The 16863-nt window shown below is 54.2% G+C and carries 15 protein-coding genes, 1 tRNA gene and 1 pseudogene; 1 reads left to right on the forward strand and 16 read right to left on the reverse strand.

Features of this window, described 5'->3' with window-relative positions; all coding sequences use genetic code 11:
• Nucleotides 1-192: 192 nt before the first annotated feature.
• The 4 genes from PA598K_RS03205 to PA598K_RS03220 all read right to left on the reverse strand — a co-directional run bounded on the left by PA598K_RS03205 (nt 193) and on the right by PA598K_RS03220 (nt 1834).
• Nucleotides 193-283, reverse strand: a tRNA-Ser gene (locus PA598K_RS03205).
• Nucleotides 284-440: 157 nt separating this feature from the next.
• Nucleotides 441-680: a DUF951 domain-containing protein gene (locus PA598K_RS03210; protein ID WP_128655458.1), complete on the reverse strand. Its 240-nt coding sequence runs from the start codon at nt 678-680 to the stop codon at nt 441-443.
• Nucleotides 681-704: 24 nt separating this feature from the next.
• The gene (locus PA598K_RS03215; RefSeq protein WP_128655459.1) at nt 705-1544 is read right to left on the reverse strand and encodes a mechanosensitive ion channel family protein; all 840 of its coding nucleotides are present in this window, start codon (nt 1542-1544) and stop codon (nt 705-707) included.
• 41 nt (nt 1545-1585) lie between these two features.
• Nucleotides 1586-1834, reverse strand: a complete 249-nt coding sequence (locus tag PA598K_RS03220; RefSeq protein WP_128655460.1) for a DUF3343 domain-containing protein — start codon at nt 1832-1834, stop codon at nt 1586-1588.
• A gap of 163 nt (nt 1835-1997) precedes the next feature.
• On the opposite strand from PA598K_RS03220, the gene yyaC reads away from it, so the two are divergent.
• On the forward strand, nt 1998-2588 hold the full coding sequence (gene yyaC, locus PA598K_RS03225) for a spore protease YyaC (protein WP_128655461.1): 591 nt from the start codon (nt 1998-2000) through the stop codon (nt 2586-2588).
• Here the strand turns inward: yyaC and PA598K_RS03230 are convergent.
• From PA598K_RS03230 to PA598K_RS03285, 12 genes and pseudogenes are all read right to left on the reverse strand, one after another.
• Nucleotides 2563-3048, reverse strand: coding sequence for a DUF4446 family protein (locus PA598K_RS03230; RefSeq protein ID WP_128655462.1), 486 nt, complete (start codon nt 3046-3048; stop codon nt 2563-2565). The genes yyaC and PA598K_RS03230 overlap by 26 nt on opposite strands.
• Before the next feature lie 254 nt (nt 3049-3302).
• The gene (locus PA598K_RS03235) at nt 3303-4469 is read right to left on the reverse strand and encodes an aminotransferase class V-fold PLP-dependent enzyme (protein WP_128655463.1); all 1167 of its coding nucleotides are present in this window, start codon (nt 4467-4469) and stop codon (nt 3303-3305) included.
• Nucleotides 4470-4637: 168 nt separating this feature from the next.
• Nucleotides 4638-5492 (reverse strand): ParB/RepB/Spo0J family partition protein, encoded by an 855-nt coding sequence (locus tag PA598K_RS03240; RefSeq protein WP_128655464.1) that lies wholly within the window; start codon nt 5490-5492, stop codon nt 4638-4640.
• Nucleotides 5473-6246, reverse strand: a complete 774-nt coding sequence (locus PA598K_RS03245; RefSeq protein WP_128655465.1) for a ParA family protein — start codon at nt 6244-6246, stop codon at nt 5473-5475. The genes PA598K_RS03240 and PA598K_RS03245 overlap by 20 nt, the downstream gene beginning before the upstream one ends.
• 144 nt (nt 6247-6390) lie before the next feature.
• Complete coding sequence (gene noc, locus PA598K_RS03250) at nt 6391-7218, reverse strand: nucleoid occlusion protein (protein WP_128655466.1); 828 nt, start codon at nt 7216-7218, stop codon at nt 6391-6393.
• Nucleotides 7219-7735: 517 nt separating this feature from the next.
• Complete coding sequence (locus tag PA598K_RS03255; RefSeq protein WP_260405244.1) at nt 7736-9283, reverse strand: hypothetical protein; 1548 nt, start codon at nt 9281-9283, stop codon at nt 7736-7738.
• 22 nt (nt 9284-9305) lie between these two features.
• On the reverse strand, nt 9306-11078 hold the full coding sequence (locus PA598K_RS03260; protein WP_128655467.1) for an extracellular solute-binding protein: 1773 nt from the start codon (nt 11076-11078) through the stop codon (nt 9306-9308).
• Nucleotides 11079-11097: 19 nt separating this feature from the next.
• A complete protein-coding gene (locus tag PA598K_RS03265; protein WP_128655468.1) occupies nt 11098-12006 on the reverse strand; it encodes a carbohydrate ABC transporter permease in 909 nt (302 codons plus the stop codon).
• Nucleotides 12000-12911, reverse strand: coding sequence for an ABC transporter permease (locus tag PA598K_RS03270; protein WP_185601490.1), 912 nt, complete (start codon nt 12909-12911; stop codon nt 12000-12002). Before PA598K_RS03270 ends, PA598K_RS03265 begins: the two co-directional genes overlap by 7 nt.
• 183 nt (nt 12912-13094) lie before the next feature.
• Entirely contained in the window at nt 13095-14714 is a 1620-nt protein-coding gene (locus PA598K_RS03275) for a response regulator (RefSeq protein ID WP_128655469.1), read from the reverse strand.
• Nucleotides 14715-14750: 36 nt separating this feature from the next.
• Entirely contained in the window at nt 14751-16511 is a 1761-nt protein-coding gene (locus PA598K_RS03280; protein ID WP_260405245.1) for a cache domain-containing sensor histidine kinase, read from the reverse strand.
• A gap of 21 nt (nt 16512-16532) precedes the next feature.
• Nucleotides 16533-16853, reverse strand: a pseudogene (locus PA598K_RS03285) (RsmG family class I SAM-dependent methyltransferase); the annotation flags it as partial.
• Between the last annotated feature and the right edge of the window lie 10 nt (nt 16854-16863).

Here is a 16863-nt window from a genome sequence, read left to right on the forward strand (position 1 = left end):
TGCGGCGCGAATCCGCTCGGTAACGAAAGTTTCTTTCGTTGGCACGCCCACGGCGGCTCGTTTCAGCCCTGTAACGAAAGTTTCTTTCGTTGGAACGCTCGCGGCGGCGGGTGCCAAATAAAAATCCTCTGCGCTGACGGCGCAGAGGATGTTGGTGTTGTAAGGATGTGTCTCGCTTCTGTGTGAGAAGTGTGGCGGAAAGGGTGGGATTCGAACCCACGCACGGCCTGAACCGCCTAGCTGATTTCGAGTCAGCCCCCTTGGGCCTCTTGGGTACCTTTCCATGTCGGACACAAAAATTATTGTAGCACAACCTGTCCCTGTTGCGCAACTGTAATTTTCGCCTGCGCCGCGCCGTTTTATTGAAGCTCTCGGCTACGACACGCAACGTGGCCTGTGCGTGCGCTAAACGTCATTTCAGTGGGCGCCCCCCGTGTACGCTATACCTGATCAGGGGCCGTATCCTCGCCCTCGGCGACGGACTTATCGGCGCTTGACCGCAGCACTTTTTTCAGGTTTTTCTCGAACTTGGCGCGAGGAATCAATACACTATGCTTGCAGCCGACGCATTTGATGCGGATATCCATACCCATACGGATAATCTCCATTTCGTTGGTGCCGCATGGATGTTGTTTTTTCATCTGGACGATATCCCCGAGCTCAAACGATTTGCGCTCCACACTCTTCCCTCCTCTATCTCTGCCCTATCCATGCAACTTCTGAAGCTCGGCGGCTCGCACATCCAGCGCCCGACGGACTGCCGAGTTGATCTGGGTCGCGACCTCGGCATGCGTATTCGGTCTGCATTCGGCGATGATACGCAACGTCGTGCCTGCTGTAGCCACCTGCTGGACGCCGAGCACATGTGGCTCTCCCATCAGATTGGCGTCTTGGACGCCCGCCACGGCCGTCTGCAGCAGCGCGGTCACCTCATCGATGTCGTCCCCTACCGGGATGACGATATCGACCACTGCCAGCGAGTTGCGCAGCGAGAAGTTCGTCACCTCATTGATCGACCCGTTAGGGATAATATGTAGCTCGCCGGTCCAGCTCTGGATGCGCGTCGAGCGCAGGCCGATCATCTCTACGGTTCCCTTGAAGCTGCCGGTCTGGATCGTGTCGCCGACGGCGAATTGATCCTCCAGGATGATGAAAAAGCCGGTGATCACATCCTTGACCAAACTTTGCGCCCCGAAGCCGATCGCCAGTCCGACCACCCCGGCGCCAGCCAGCAGCGGGCCGAGATTGACATTAAACTCCGAGAGGATCAGTAGCACGCTGACAAAATGAATGACGTACGCGACGACATTTTTGAACAGCTTGCCCAGCGTCCGCATCCGTCTCGTCTGCACCGCCAGCCGCTTCGACTCCCGGTTAATAAAGGAGGCGGTAATCGCCTTGTTGGAAATCCAGATGACGATCCAGCTGAAGATCAGGATAAGCGCCACCCGGATGAGCGCCGTCCCCAGATCCGCCCACATCTCCTCATTGCTCAGCCACCCTATGAGGCGGTCATTGAATATACTTAGCTTCCCCGAGGTCATCCGCCATCTCTCCCTATCGCCAAGTCTTCCCCTTCATGACCTTAGTCTGTCGCTTCGACGACTGGCGCATAGCCATTCTCCGTCTTGCAGAAGATCCCGCGGATGTCCACACGCTCCGTGACGATGATCCGCTGCACCTCTGCCAGCACTTCATCGGGAAAATGAATACACAGCGCGCAGCCTGCGGTAATCTCCTTGGGCGTCGGCGCCAAATCAATCTCGATCTCTGCGTATTCCAGCAGCATCTCAGCCCTCAGCGCCTGCTGGGTTGAGTCAAATGCGATAAGCATAACGCCCGTCCTTCCTGGCCGCTGATCCGGCCCACAATCTGCATCCGAGGCGACATCCTCCGCCATGCAACAATCATGCCTCGCGAACATCGCGTTAGATGAAGTATAAAACGTCCGGCCTGTCCATATACTAATAACACAATATTTCCAGCGGAGGGATCCTATGAAGCTAGCAGCGAGCCAAGATCTGCCCTTGAAGATCGCCTATACCGAACCGAATGTCCAGTCTGTCCTGACAGACCGTCTCACCTCGCAGCTCAGCCAGCTCCCTGGCGAGCGGCAGCTCGCCGTCGTCTGCATCGGCACCGATCGCTCGACCGGCGATGCGCTAGGCCCGCTCGTCGGCTCGTCCTTGTCCCGCTCGCGCAGTCCGCTCTTCCGCGTCTATGGCACACTCGAGCATCCGGTCCATGCACTGAATCTGCAAGAGACGCTGGATCAGATCGAGCGCACGCTTACCCGCCCTTATATTATCGGTATCGACGCTTGCCTCGGGCAAGTCTCCAGCATCGGCTGTATCCAGCTTGGCCATGGCCCCGTCCGACCGGGCGCCGGCGTCAACAAGGAGCTCCCTCCCGTCGGCGAGCTGCATATGACCGGCATCGTCAATGTCGGCGGCTTTATGGAATACTTCGTCCTTCAAAACACCCGTCTTCATCTGGTCATGCAAATGGCCGACCTGATCGCCGGAAGTCTCCTGCACAGCATCCTCTCGGTGAGACGCACGTCTATGGCTGCTGCAACGCAAGAGTGATCGCTTGCTTCTCTTCTGGCGTCAGCGCATACGGCGACTGTCCGCCCGTCAGCGGCTTCGCATAGACATACGTCTCATCGCGCCCGTGCAAGCCACTGATGACGACGCCGTCCTGCTGGGCATTGATAAGCGCCATCGAAAAGCTGAGATCATTGCCCTGCTCCGCAAAAGCATTATAACGATGAATGCCGACATGCCCTTTGTACTGGCCAAAGGCTTGTACGATCGATTTGATCTCCGCCTCCTGCAGCTTCTGACGCTCACCCAGCGCGTACATCCGGTCCTGAATATCGATCAGCACCCCTTCGAGGTTGTCGATGCCGGCGCTATCCATCATCCGTCGATATTGCTTCTTTACCCGATTGAACTTGATCGTCAACACGATATTCCATAAGAACAGTAAAAACAAAGCCACTGCAATAAAAAAACCGCCTACCTGATAAACTGAGAAGTCTTCCATCCTGTCCCTCTCTTCCCCATATGCTCGTAGCTTGATAACCTCGTCTATGCTGCGGGGATCAACCTCAAGCGTCTGACGACGCTCCAATCCGCCGGTCGCACAGGCAGGAGCCGACGCGGCTGAATCTGTTCTTTCGCCGCATTGCTCGACACCTTGTCGCGATCGTCCTTCTCCCTATTTTTTCAATCTACCTTTCTAGTAGAGCGAACTACTAGTAGTTACATTCCTATCATCCACGCCAAGACCGATCCGCACTACTGGTAATGCTTGCTGATCTCCGCGACCGCCTCGATCAACGCATCGGCCTCCGCCGTGGTCGTCGAATAGCCAACACTGACCCGGACAGCGCCCGTCGCGCTCGTCCCTGCGCATTGATGAGCCTGAGGCGTACAGTGGTAGCCCGACCTGACGGCGATGCCATAATGTTGATCCAGGATGAATGCCGTCTCGGAGGGATCGGCCTTGCCGACCAGGAAAGAGACAATGCCGCTCCGCGGCTGCCCCGCCTCTGGCCCCAACAGCTGAATGCCATCGATGCCCGCCAGCCCCTCGATGATGCGCTGCGTCAATTGCCATTCGTGGTCATAGATGCGGCTTGGGCCGCAGGACTTGATATAGAGCAAGCCTGCACGCAGCCCGGCTAGCCCTGGCGTGTTTTGCGTGCCCGCCTCATAGCGATCGGGCCTCGTCGTCGGCTGGTCCGGGGACTCGGACTGACTGCCTGTCCCCCCATGCATATGCGGCTCGAGCTCAAGATCAGGACTAATATACAGCCCGCCGGTCCCCTGCGGACCGAGCAGCCCCTTGTGCCCAGGGAAAGCCAGCATATCGATCCCCATCGCCTGCACATCGATATCGAGCAGTCCAGCACTCTGTGCAGCGTCGACGAGCAACCGCACGCCCCTACTTCGGGCGATCTCGCCCAGGTCGGCGATGGGCAGGATGCTGCCTAGCAGGTTCGAGCTATGATTGGCTATGAGCAGCTTCGTGTTCGGGCGGATCGCCTCGCGCACATGCGCCGGATCGAGACCGCCCCGCTCATCAGTCTCGACGTAGGTAACTTCGATTCCTTTGCTCTGTCGCAGATATTCCAGCGGACGCCGTACCGAGTTATGCTCGACAGCAGTAGCGACAACATGGTCCCCTGATTTGACGTATCCCTTGATCGCTAAGTTCAACGCGCCGGTCGTATTCAGACTGAACGCGATATCGTTCGGGTTTTTCACCTTGAACAACGCGGCCAATTGCTTACGCGTTTCGAATAACACGCGACTCGCCTTCACAGCCATCCGATGGCTGCCTCTGCCTGGATTAGCCGCTTCTTCGCGCATCGCATGCACGACCGCCTCCAGCACTTCGGGCGGCTTTGGCCATGACGTTGCCGCATGGTCCAGGTAGATCAGTCGCTCGTTTTGACTCATCCCGATTCTCCCCCTTACCTCACCAAGTAAAACGGTTGTCTCGCTATCCATGTATCCAACATCCGATCGACCCCGATCAAGATGATATTTTCAAAAAAAATAGCATACCTTAGTTTAATCTTTCCGCAGAAAGAAAACAACTCAGGCATGCCACTGTAGACGACTGGCTTACGCCAGTCTTTCCAGCAATTCCAGCAAGCGTTCCAAATCCTGCTTATTATAGTACATCAGTTCAATTCGACCTTTATCCTTCGATTGTTTAATCTTCACGGTCGTCTGGAATCGTTCACGCAAGTTTTCCTCGATGTTTTCCAAATATGGATCGCGTTTTTTTGTTTTAGCCGAGCGAGCCGCCGGGTCTTCCCTCTTTTGTCCCAGCTCCTGAATCGCTTCCTCCAGATCGCGCACGCTCCACTCCTGATCGAGCGTCATTTGCGCCAGTTCCTTCTTGCGAGCATCCTCCTTAACGCCAGCCAAAGCCCTCGCATGTCCCATGGACAATGTTCCACGTGAAACATTATCCTTGATCTCTGCCGGCAATGACAGCAGTCGCACAAAGTTCGCAATATGCGAACGAGACTTACCGACCTTCAAGGAAAGTTCTTCTTGTGTTAGGTCAAATTTGTCAAGCAGCGCTTGGTATGCTATCGCAATCTCGATCGCATTCAGATCCTCGCGCTGCAGGTTCTCGATCAATGCGATTTCCATTACCTGCTGGTCTGTAAAGGTGCGGACAACCGCCGGAATTGTCGGCGAGCCGATCAGCTTGGAAGCTCGGAAGCGACGCTCGCCGGCAATGATTTCATAGCCCTTAAGCACGCTTCGGACGATGATTGGCTGGATAACGCCATGCTGCTTGATCGACTCTGCCAGTTCCTTGATCGAATCATCATCAAAGGTTTTGCGAGGCTGATAAGGATTCGGACGCAGTTGCGTCAACTGAATTTCGATGACCTTGTCATCATCATTGACAGACAGCGATGGGATCAGTGCATCTAGCCCTCTACCTAGCCGCTTGCTCATAGGTTATCACTTCCTTCGCCAATTCAAGATAGACCTCCGCCCCTTTGGACCTGGGGTCGTACGTGATGATAGATTGACCGTGAGAAGGCGCTTCGCTTAACCGGACGTTGCGCGGAATGATCGTTTGATATACCTTTTGTTGGAAATACTTTTTGACCTCTTCAATGACCTGCATGCCGAGATTCGTGCGCGCATCAAACATCGTCAGCAGTACGCCCTCAATCTGGAGCGTCGTATTTAGATGCTTCTGCACGAGACGCACCGTATTCAGCAACTGGCTCAATCCCTCAAGCGCATAATATTCGCACTGAATCGGGATGATTACCGAGTCGGCCGCAGTCAGCGAGTTAATCGTCAATATCCCCAACGAAGGGGGACAATCGATCAGAATGTAGTCAAACATATGCTTCACTTGATGCAGCGACTTCTTCAGCCGCACCTCGCGTGAAATCGTCGGCACGAGCTCAATCTCCGCTCCTGCCAATTGGATTGTCGCCGGGATGACCGTCAAATTCGGTATATTCGTCTCCACCATTGCATCCTTGGGATGAACTTCATTAATAAGCACATCATAGATGCAATTCGTGACGTCGGCCTTATTTACCCCAATGCCGCTGGTCGTGTTGCCTTGCGGGTCGATGTCGACCAGCAACACGCGCCTGCCCAAGGAGGCCAATGAAGCACCCAGGTTGACGGACGTTGTCGTTTTTCCGACACCGCCCTTCTGGTTCGTAATTGCAATGATTTTGGACAAACCGGCTCACCTCTAATCCTTCCTCTTATATAGAACAATACTCGCTCATTGATCTGCAAGCGAGCTAGCCGTCCCTTGGCAGGACGGCAGGATGCTAACGAACGCAGAGCTTGGCGTTGTCCTCGATACAATCTGGAGTTGCGACTATCGTTTGGGAATTCGGATAACGATCTCGTAATGATCCTCGGCATCTTTTTCATCGGTTTTGATCTTGAGCCCTGATCCCGAGACCATCTCGATCGATTGGCGGATCGTGTTGACGGCCAGCCGAACATCCTTGGTAAAGGAGATGCGTTTGGACTTTTTGATCGTACTCGATTCCTTATAAAAAGCGACGCGCGCTTCCGTCTGCTTCACATTAAGATCCTTGCTCAGCACATCCTCCAACACCTTGAGCTGAAGCTCCTCGGTATCGAGCGAGAGCAATGCTCGCGCATGACGCTCCGTCACCTTGCGCTCAATCAAGGCTTGCTTCACCGGCTCTGGCAGGTTGAGCAGCCGTATTTTATTGGCAATCGTCGACTGGCTTTTGCCGAGGCGCTGCGCAAGGCTCTCCTGCGTTAGATTGTGCAGATCGATCAGCTTCTGATAGGCATAGGCTTCTTCGATCGCAGTCAACCCTTCGCGTTGCAGGTTCTCGATCAGGGCGATCGAGGCAGCCTGACTATCGTTGAACTCCCGGACGATACCGGGAATGGTGTCCATCCCCAGTTTTTTGACCGCACGAAAACGCCGTTCGCCAGCGATGATCTCATAACGGCCATTGCGCATACGGACCACGATCGGCTGAATGACGCCATGCGTTTTGATCGTCTGGAGCAGCTCGTCGATACGTTCATCATCAAATATGGTGCGCGGCTGATATGGGCTAGGGTCTATCTCACCAATAGGAAGCTGTTTCACTTCGTCCTGATTAGAGACAGTTGTCGAGCGATCTCCCAGTCCAAATAGGCGCGAAAATTGTTCTTTCATATGGTTAATTACCACCCAATTTCATGATACGACTGATAGAGGTAGTTCAAAAAGCTCGCTTTTGATCACGAAGCAACTCAGAGAAGCGGACCCGGCTTCGAATCTTGAACGCAGTCGAAAACTAAGCTTACTCTTACGAAGCCTGTTTCCTTCGGAAACTCTGCCTATGCTTACGAAGCCAGTTTCCTTTGGAAACTCTGAGGTGCTCACGTAGCCATGCTTATGATGTCGATTTCTTCGAAAACGTGGAGCGCTCCTTTTAATAGGAAGTTCAAAAAGTCCGCTTTTCAACACAGAGCAACTTAGGGAAGCGGATTCGACTTCGCTATACTCCATGTTGAAAACCGACGATTACACTGACTACATCATTTCGCCAGCCGACTTGCATTCTCCTGCTTGACGAGGGTGATTAGCAAAAATTAAAAATGTTTCACGTGGAACAGCCTGTCCATTCAGAACAAATCCCCCTATCCGCAAATATTGCTGTTGCAGATAGGGGGTTCTATATTTTATTCAACTAGAATTGAAGCTTAATAGCGTTTGCTTCCGCTCGCAGCACGAATTCTGAATTTTTCGACGCAACGTTCTCGACGCCTTGAAGCTTGAGTGAATAGCCATAATCCTGATAGACATAACGGATCTCATCGGAGGACGCTTGAATGGCCGGCACTTCTGGCGTGTCTCCCCACACCATTCGCAACCCCAACTTGCAAGCTCCACCGGTGTAGGCGAAAGCTATCTCCTGCTCGCTAAACCTGAGCACAGCAGTCGAATGGTCTTCCAGCTCCAGCATCACCCGCAGCTCTCCGTCTCTCGATTCGTCTGTCGTTAGCTCCCGCACCGCGAGTTCAACTTCTGCTCCCGATTCATCGTAGAACACCGGGTACAGCCCTGCCTTTGTGTCATCGCTCCATTGGGCGCCGTCGACGATCGGCAGCGTATCATAGCGACTGTCCCGCTCCTCGCATACTGACTCCAGATATCGCTCTTCGTAATTCTCATCGAACAGATGAATATCGCGTAGTCGCAGCCGTCCATCCTGACGCAGAAGATTGGCGCGATAAAACCGCGAGTTGTACCAGACCGACTGATGTCCTTGCCTCCGCCAATCGGTCAACGCGCTGATGGAAGAAGCTGGCGTTAGCGGATACCGCCGTCGGAACCATCGTCCTGACTCAGCCAGAGTGACTACGGTAAGCTTGCCTTCTTGTCGCAGTTCGGCTGCCTGTTCAATCTGGTCGATAAAGCCATCCTTGATCTGCTGCCATCCAAAGGAGTTCTCCTGACCAACCTGGGCGTACCCAAACGAAACCTGCTCTGGCCTAAAATTGACGTCGAAGAACCAACGAACCCATGCGGGAATGCCCCCGCCCCCTTCATCGCCGGAATACACCGGTTCAAGGGTAATTACGCTCTGTCCATTCGATCCCAATTTCGCCTCGTACTGATAGATCGGGTCGCTGCCAAGCATACGGAAGATCGGCACCGGTATTTGCTGCTCCGCCGTCTGCGCAGGCATAAATCCGTTGCGGCGGCTTGCATAGAAGGCTTGGTTATAGTATCCACCCCATAGCGTGTAGCCGTCGGTGCCCCATTGATCCTTGCAATTGCAGGAAGCGACAATCTGATATTTGTCGAACAGATAGCCGAGCAGATGAGCATCGATAAACCACGAGCCGACAGACTGCGGGTAGTAGCCGAAGCGCTCGTAAAACTCGGCCATGATAACATCGGCCAGTCGCTCCCGCTCCGCTGGCGTATAGCCTACGGAGAAGCCGACATGCGAATGCCAATCCCAAGGGTAACGCCCCCGCCAGGCGATGCCCGCTTTCTCCGCCATCGGCTGGACAACTTCAAACCAGATGCCGACCTCCTGCAACGGATCTGCCTCCAGCAGCATATCTGTGAATCGCAGATCAATCAGCGCATCGTATTGCAGCAGCCAGGTCGCCGGAAGCTTATGCTTCTGCACCAGGGCCAATTGCTCGCGGACAGGCTCCACCAGGTCTACCGGCTCTCGTGGTTCGATACCGCGAATAAAATTAATGATATTGACTTGGTTCAAAGTAGATCCCTCCGTTTCCTTCTTATTCCCCTGTAACCGCCGGCTTGTCTTCATAGACATTGCGCGGCAAGCTGCGTTTGATGTCGACCGTGATTTTCCCTGCCGGAGTGTCGCTGTAGGCTGCAAATTGCTCGTTGAATTCGGCGACCGTCTCCTCGGCATGTCCCCTGACCTTCATCTCATTTACGAACTGATCGTAGGCATTGTTAAAGGCTTGCTCGTTATCGGCGAGCAGCAGCCGAGCGTAATATTGCAGCCGGATATCGTTTTGTACCGGGCTATACTTCTCCACAGCGCCGCCGATAATTGGACGCATGCGGCTAGTGGCCGGGATCAGGTCGAATGTCCCCTGCTCGCGGTTGATCTCCTCTGCCTTGTAGAGCATCGCATTATTGGCTGGCCATGGCGGCTCCAACGTTTTGATATGAGTATTGCCGACGCTGGCCAGATGCTTCCACCACCAGAAACCATGCGCCGTGACGCTCGCCATCCCGCCGGAGCCCCCACCCCAGAACTCAGGTCCGCGGAATACCTCGTCGTTGACGACAACTACGCCGTCCTCCATCTTATAAGCGCCCATCTCTTCCGTGCCGTATTCCATCAGGATGAACGCTTCGTCGGTCTGCATCCAATCGATCGCCTTCATCAGCGCGTCCGGATTGCTAATATCGGCGCTCAGTCCGGTGCCATTGCTTCCGAAGGGATTGAAGGTCGCATATTGCGCCAGCTTGGCGCCTTCGTTTACCGGAAGTGGGGTTGGGATAAACCAGTTGTCCGGGAATCCTTCGGCCTCAAGCGTTTTGAGTGGTGTGGAGATAGGAATATCATGGCTTTGCATCAACGTAAGATTCGGATTATCCCAGCCATCGAAGAGCATCGCGCCAAAGCGAAGATTATTGACCTTCTCTACGAACAGATCTTTTTTATGGAAGGATGTTTCTGGATCCAGCATTCCTTGCAGATGCATCTTGTTGAGCCAACGGAAAGCCTCTTTGAACTGTGGCATCTGGTAGTCGGGGACGACGGTTCCGTCCTCCTGCACATTCCACCCGTTACCGCCATTGCGGACGCCGAACATCGACATCACAACAGGAAGCCCGCTGAAATTTTCGCCGCCGAGCGACAGCGGGATGATCGGGCGCCCTTGGGCGTCCTTTTGGCTCTTCAAAGCTTGCAAAAATTGCTCGAAGCCTTCGAGCGTCTGCAGCTTTTCAGCCGTAAAGCCCGCTTTTTCGAGCAGGGTGCTGTTCACCCATAACCCCTGCGCATTGCCCTGCCAAGCAGACGGCTCGTCGACGGAGGGCTCATAATTGGAGGGTACAAAGTAGATGTGACCATCCGAGGCGCGCCAGTTATTGAGGATGCGCTTGTCGATCTTGGCCAGGTTCGGATAGTCGCTCTCCCGATCAAAATAGTCATCCAGCGGAAGCAGGCGCTTCTCATCGACCAGTCGAGACCACAGCACGCTGTCCGTAGGCAGGATGATCGCATCCGGGAAGCTGCCTCCGACCAATTTCAGATTCATTTGCTGGGCGATATCGCCGCCATTGCCGATCTCGACGGACTCCCACTGGACGCCTGAACGTTTCATCACCTCTTGCGTGATTCGTCCGTCGAGATTGATCGGCGTAGTCATCGCCGGCGCATACAGCGTGTAGGTGGAAGCGACAGTTGTCCCTTCCTGCTCCTTCTCTTTGTTGCCAGCCTGATTGTTGGTGCATGCAGCGAGCGCTGTCGCCGTCAGGACCAACACAGAACTCCTCAGCAACCATTTCATTTTTCTACGGGCTGTCATTGGTTTATCCCCCTTGTGATTACTCTTTTACCGAACCGATTAATACGCCTTTGACAAAATACTTCTGCAAAAACGGATAAATAAACAAAATCGGAACAATCGTCACCATGGTCGTAGCCATCCGTACCGACTTGGAAGTAACGGCATCGGGATTATACATGCTCGCCTCGCGAGCCTGGCTCATTGAACTCAAGTTGATCATATTGCTCGCCTCAACCGTACTCATCACGCGCTGCAAGTACGTCGGCAATGGTTGGAGCGTAATATCGTTCACAAAAAACGCGCCAGTGAACCAATCATTCCAATGACCGACGGCCGTGAACAACCCCAAGGCTGCGAGCAGCGGTTTGGAGAAAGGCAGGATGATGCTAAAATAGATGCGGGTGTACCCGGCCCCATCGATCTTCATCGATTCGATCACGCTCTCGGAGATGTTGTTCTGGAACGATGTTTTCATGACAAACATATTCCATACACTAAACAAGCTCGGAAAGATGTACACCCAGAAATTATTGATTAGTCCCAGATTGACCAGTTGAATATAAAATGGAATCAAACCGCCGTTAAACAGCATAATCAGCAGAAATATCATTAACACCGGGCCGCGCCCGGGAAGCTCTTTGCGCGAGAGCGCATAAGCCACCATCGAGGTGACGAGCAAAGACAGGACAGTACCGATCACCGTCCGACTCACGGTAATCCAGAAGGCATTAACGATCGTCTTGTCGGCCAGGATCACGCGAAAATTATCCAGGGTGAATGCTCTCGGCCACCAATAGATGCCTCCGAGCGCCGCGTCCCTTCCTTCATTCACCGACAGGATGAAAATATACCATAGCGGATAGGCGCACAAGAAAGCAAAAATCGTCAGAACCAAGCCGTTGCAAAGGACGAAGATCCGGTCGCCCGCCGTCATGCGGTTCACCATAACCCTTCCCCGCCTATTCGTTTGGAAATGGCATTGGTGACGATCAGCAACAGCATCGAGATGATACTCATGACCAGGCCGATCGCTGTCGTCATCGAATATTGGGCTTGCCCGATGCCTAGCCGCAATACGTAGGTGTCTATCACTTCCGCTACAGCAATATTGGCCGGGTTGATCATCGCATAGATCTGATCAATACCGACGCTTAGCAAGCCGGGGATCGTCAAGATCAGCACAATCGATATAATCGGCACAATCGACGGCAGCGTAATGTAGCGCATCTGGGTGAAGCGTCCCGCGCCATCGACGACGGCTGCCTCATACAGCACCGGGTTGATGCTGGAGATGGCTGCAAGATACAAGATCGTCCCCCACCCCAGCTCCTTCCACATACTGCTCATGATGAATACCGGGCGAAACCAGCTCTCGCTGCCCATAAAGGCGATCGGATCGAAGCCCAGACTGCGCAGGATGGAATTGGCCGCGCCGCTGTCGATCGACAAGAAGGCATCCAAAAACCCGACCACCACAATCCATGAAATAAAGTGAGGCAAATAGCTGAACGACTGAATGGTCCGTTTGAAAGCAAAATTCCGCACCTCGTTGATCAGCAAGGCAAGGAGGATCGTCGTCGGAAAGACGAACAATAGGCGAAGAAACGTTAATAGAAACGTATTGCCCGTGGCCCTCCAAAAATCGGAGCTGGCCGTAAATTCTTTGAAATTTTGCAGTCCAACCCATGCACTTCCCCATATCCCGTCCCGGAAGCTGTAGTCTTTGAAAGCCATCTGCAAGCCTAATATCGGCACGTAATTGAACACGATAATGAGCGCAACTCCAGGCAAGAGAAACAGGTACAAGGGTAAAATCCCTTGCTTCTTAAGGAGAGATAACCGACGGATCATGATGGACAACCTCCTTTCGGGAAACGACTGGCTAGCCTTGGATAAAGTCAACGTCACATGCGCAATGTGTATATAAAGTATAGTCTCCTGATCAAAGCGCTTACAATAATCGTAAGACACGATTACTTGCACTCTGACATGTTATTTCAAAAAAAATACGATGCCGCAGCATCGTAATATTGATTATTCAGATTGGGAAACCCCGATGTAGGATCGGTATTGCTTTGGCGTGTAGCCGGTTACTTTTTTGAACAAATTAGTGAAGTAGCCTATATTCTGATATCCTACCTGCTGCGCAACTTCGTACAGCTTCAGCTGCGGCAATTGCAGCAGCTCCTTTGCACGATTCACCCGAATCTGGATAAGCTGGTCGGTAAAGGAGATGCCCAGCTCGGAGCGGAACAACTCGCCTACGTAGTTGGGGCTTAAAAATACTTGTTCGGCTACGCTGCGCAAGGACAGGTTCGTATCGTAATGCGCATGCATGTAATCAAGCGCGTGGCGGATGACCATCTGCGCCGGGCTTTTTTTACGCTCTGCGACAAAATCGCAGCACCGGGTGACGATGCGCAGCGTCTCCCGCAGCAGTTCGTATTCGCTGGCCGATTCCAGCACGCCCTCCCATAGCTCCTTTTCGCCGCCGATCTGACTATGGATATCGCCGATCTCTCCCGCGATCCGGCTAGAGGCGCTGACCAGACGCATGCAGAGGCTCTTCATCTGCGGCTCGTCCAGACGCGCATCCCCGGCCATCCGGCGCATCATCTCCCCCAGTACGCCCAGACTATGCTGGCTGTCGCCTACGCCCAGCCCTTCCAGGAAATCATCGATCAGCTCCGTTATGCTTTTGTCTGGTGGCGCCTCCCTATCTCTCGCTTCCACCCAGATATACAACGGAAGGTCATACCCGAGCAGTCGCTGATTGACCGCACGCTGGGCGAGCAGGAAGCTATCCGAGATATGACCCGGCTCCGCAACCTCCGGGCCAAGGCCGCCATATAAGCTGCATGCGGGGCCGCCTAACCCCTCGCTGCGCAGCGTCGTCATAATCTCCTCCGCCTGTTGCTGCAACTCGGCAGAGACGCCGCCCTGCAAGATGAGGACGGCATGTCCGCGCTGAGTCGTGGTTGCAGCTGCGAGCACGCCGCCCAGGCTGGCGGCTGCGCGCTCGTTGATCGCCTTCAGCGAGTTTTGACGTTCTTCCGGCGTCCAGGGCGATGAGAGGTCCGTCTCCGCCAACAGCACCATGACACGATATTTTGCGGCTGCACCGAACAGGTTCAAGCTGGCTGCGCGGGAGGTCAGCTCCGGTTCCGTCAGTATCAAGCCGTGCAGCAATTCGTGCAGGAACGTCTCGCGGGCAATCGGCCGGAAGCTGTCCAATTGTCGCTTCAGGCGCTGCTCTTCTTCTTTTTGAGCCCGTTCCGACCGAATCGTCGAGCTGATCTGCTCGAGGACCTCCCCTAGCTCGTCGAAAAGCACCGGCTTGACCAGAAAAGCGTCCGCACCCAAACCTACTGCCGCCCGCGCATACTCAAATTCCTCGTAGCCGGTAATCATGACGACCCGAAGCTTCGGATTGGCCAGACGCAAGGCAGCCGACAGTTGCAAGCCGTCCATCCCTAACATTCGAATATCTGTTATCAGCACATCCGGCGGTTCCTCATGCGCCAGCCGGAGCGCGTCCTCTGCCGCCTCCGCTTCGCCGCTCACGCGCATATTGTAACGCTCCCAGTCGACATGTCGGATGATGGATCTCCGCTGCCTCTCCTCATCGTCCACCACATATACCTTGATCTCCATAGGTTCCCCTCCCCGCACGCCTCTGCTGCCTGGGTGTCAGTACTGCTGCGGCAGCTTCAACCGCACCGATGTGCCGTTGCCTGGCGAGCTGTCAATCTCCATTATGCACGATTCTCCGTAATGCCTTTTTAGTCGTTCGTTGACATTGTATAGTCCGAAGCCACCGCTATCCCCCGCTTGTTTTGCGCGAGCAACGCGGCTGCTCAGATCGGCCTGAAGCGACTGGAGCGTCTGCTGCGTCATCCCCATGCCGTCATCGGCAATCTCGATCTGCAGACATTCGTCCAGCAGCGCTGCCCGGATAGTGATGCAGCCGCGACCGCCCCGATCCTTGAACGCATGCTGCAGCGCATTTTCTACGATCGGCTGCAGCGTAATCTTGACGATGCGACAATCGAGCGCCGACTCGTCGATGTCCCACGCCGTCAGCAAGCGACCAGGATACCGCCAATTGTGAATATCCAGGTAAGCGCGTACATGCTCCAGCTCATCTCGCAACGATAACGTATCGCCGCCCCGATTGAGCGCCAATCGAAAAAACTTTGCAAGCGCATCGATCGTACCGCTGATTTCTGCCGATTTTACATCCATCGCCATGCTTTTGACAAGAGCCAGCGTATTGTACAAGAAATGCGGGTTGATTTGCGCTTGCAGCAAGCGGAGCTTTTCGGTCTCTGCGGCGATGCGAGCTTCTGCGCTATCCTTCAGCGATTGATTGAGCCGAATCGTCATGCTGTTGAACTCCTCTTCGACATCGGCAAGCTCGTCCTGGCCATGGACGACCGTACTCAAGCCCAGATCGCCATCGCGCACCTTACGCATCTGACGGATCAATGCATTCAAGCGATTGCTGACCTTCCTGCCGAAGCCCACCAGGACGATCAGCGTCAGTACGACGAATAACACGCTGACTGCAATCGCCGCTTGACGCACCAGCCGAAGCTGCTGCCATAGCTCCTCCTGTTTGACGACCGCGATGATTTTCCAGCCGAGTCGGTTCGTTTCGAACATGACCATACTTTGCTCGCCATCGATTTTGGCCACAAACGAGCCTTTATCCGCTTCGAATACTTGACGATATGGAGCCAACTCGTTTAACGCTACACCGGGCTGTTCATTTTTGTAGCGGATCAACGATTTTCCGTTCTGATCGGCGATCATCACATTACCGTTTTTAAATGCGAGCGGATTAAATAATTGGCTGAACAACGCCTGATTCGTCACTTCCACATGCACAATGCCAAACCGTTCATTGGTTAAGTAATCGATCAGCCATTTGCTCAAATGCAAGGCCGGTTGCGGCTCAGCCCCTTCCCAATTGAAATGCCAGTAAAATTGTTGATTCCCTGCCTCCATAGGAGCAAACCAGCTATGGGCCCCGGCTTTGTCCAGATCGAGCACAACCCCGCCATCGGCAAGCAAGGTCGGATTGCTCTTGTAAAATTGAACCTTGCGCATCGGGAAATACGCGCGAATCTGCTTGGTTACTGTATCGAGCTCCTGGAGCGACATGACCACATCCTCCAGCGAGTCGTAGGACTGCGTCAGATTCGTCATGATGCGAGGATCAAGCGCTAATTGCATGACGATATTTTGATAGCCGGTAATCCGATATTCGATGTTTTCATTCAGTTGGTACATCACCTTCTCCAAAATTTCGCGGCTCTCGTTTTGCGCGAGCTGGAGACTCTGGGAGAATAAAAAATAACCGGTACCCAGTACCGGTAAAATAAGAAAAACAACAATTAAAATAATCAGTCGCTGCAGTAGCCTCACCTTGCGCCAACGCCTGATCATCATGGAATCCCCCTCTAATGTCTATAGCAGCGGCTGCTTCACCGGCGTCCCCGCCTTGCGCGGATAGGCGCGCGGCGTCGCGGCCAGCTTGTCGATCAGCACGACATGTCGCTCCGACTGCTCGAGCGGGAGCTTCATCGCCGAGACCTCTCTTACCTTGCCCTTCAGCTCGCGCAGACTGCGCCCGGCCTCACGCACCTCTTCATCCGGGTCCGTCCCCTTCATCGCCGCGAATTGGCCGCCGGGGCGGACGAAGGGCAGGCATAGCTCATTGAGCGCCGCCAGCCTGGCCACCGCACGCGCCGTCGCCAGGTCGTAGCGATCGCGGTGCGCAGGCTGGCGGCGCTAAATG

It is taken from the genome of Paenibacillus sp. 598K (assembly GCF_003851045.1).
Taxonomy (GTDB): Bacteria; Bacillota; Bacilli; order Paenibacillales; family Paenibacillaceae; genus Paenibacillus_D.

Coding starts and splice junctions, on each gene's coding strand:
- PA598K_RS03215 (WP_128655459.1), bottom strand. CDS start 1,544: ATGACCTCGGGGAAGCTAAGTATATTCAATGACCGCCTCATAGGGTGG.
- PA598K_RS03220 (WP_128655460.1), bottom strand. CDS start 1,834: ATGCTTATCGCATTTGACTCAACCCAGCAGGCGCTGAGGGCTGAGATG.
- yyaC (WP_128655461.1), top strand. CDS start 1,998: ATGAAGCTAGCAGCGAGCCAAGATCTGCCCTTGAAGATCGCCTATACC.
- PA598K_RS03230 (WP_128655462.1), bottom strand. CDS start 3,048: ATGGAAGACTTCTCAGTTTATCAGGTAGGCGGTTTTTTTATTGCAGTG.
- PA598K_RS03235 (WP_128655463.1), bottom strand. CDS start 4,469: ATGAGTCAAAACGAGCGACTGATCTACCTGGACCATGCGGCAACGTCA.
- PA598K_RS03240 (WP_128655464.1), bottom strand. CDS start 5,492: ATGAGCAAGCGGCTAGGTAGAGGGCTAGATGCACTGATCCCATCGCTG.
- noc (WP_128655466.1), bottom strand. CDS start 7,218: ATGAAAGAACAATTTTCGCGCCTATTTGGACTGGGAGATCGCTCGACA.
- PA598K_RS03260 (WP_128655467.1), bottom strand. CDS start 11,078: ATGACAGCCCGTAGAAAAATGAAATGGTTGCTGAGGAGTTCTGTGTTG.
- PA598K_RS03265 (WP_128655468.1), bottom strand. CDS start 12,006: ATGGTGAACCGCATGACGGCGGGCGACCGGATCTTCGTCCTTTGCAAC.
- PA598K_RS03270 (WP_185601490.1), bottom strand. CDS start 12,911: ATGATCCGTCGGTTATCTCTCCTTAAGAAGCAAGGGATTTTACCCTTG.
- PA598K_RS03275 (WP_128655469.1), bottom strand. CDS start 14,714: ATGGAGATCAAGGTATATGTGGTGGACGATGAGGAGAGGCAGCGGAGA.
- PA598K_RS03280 (WP_260405245.1), bottom strand. CDS start 16,511: ATGATCAGGCGTTGGCGCAAGGTGAGGCTACTGCAGCGACTGATTATT.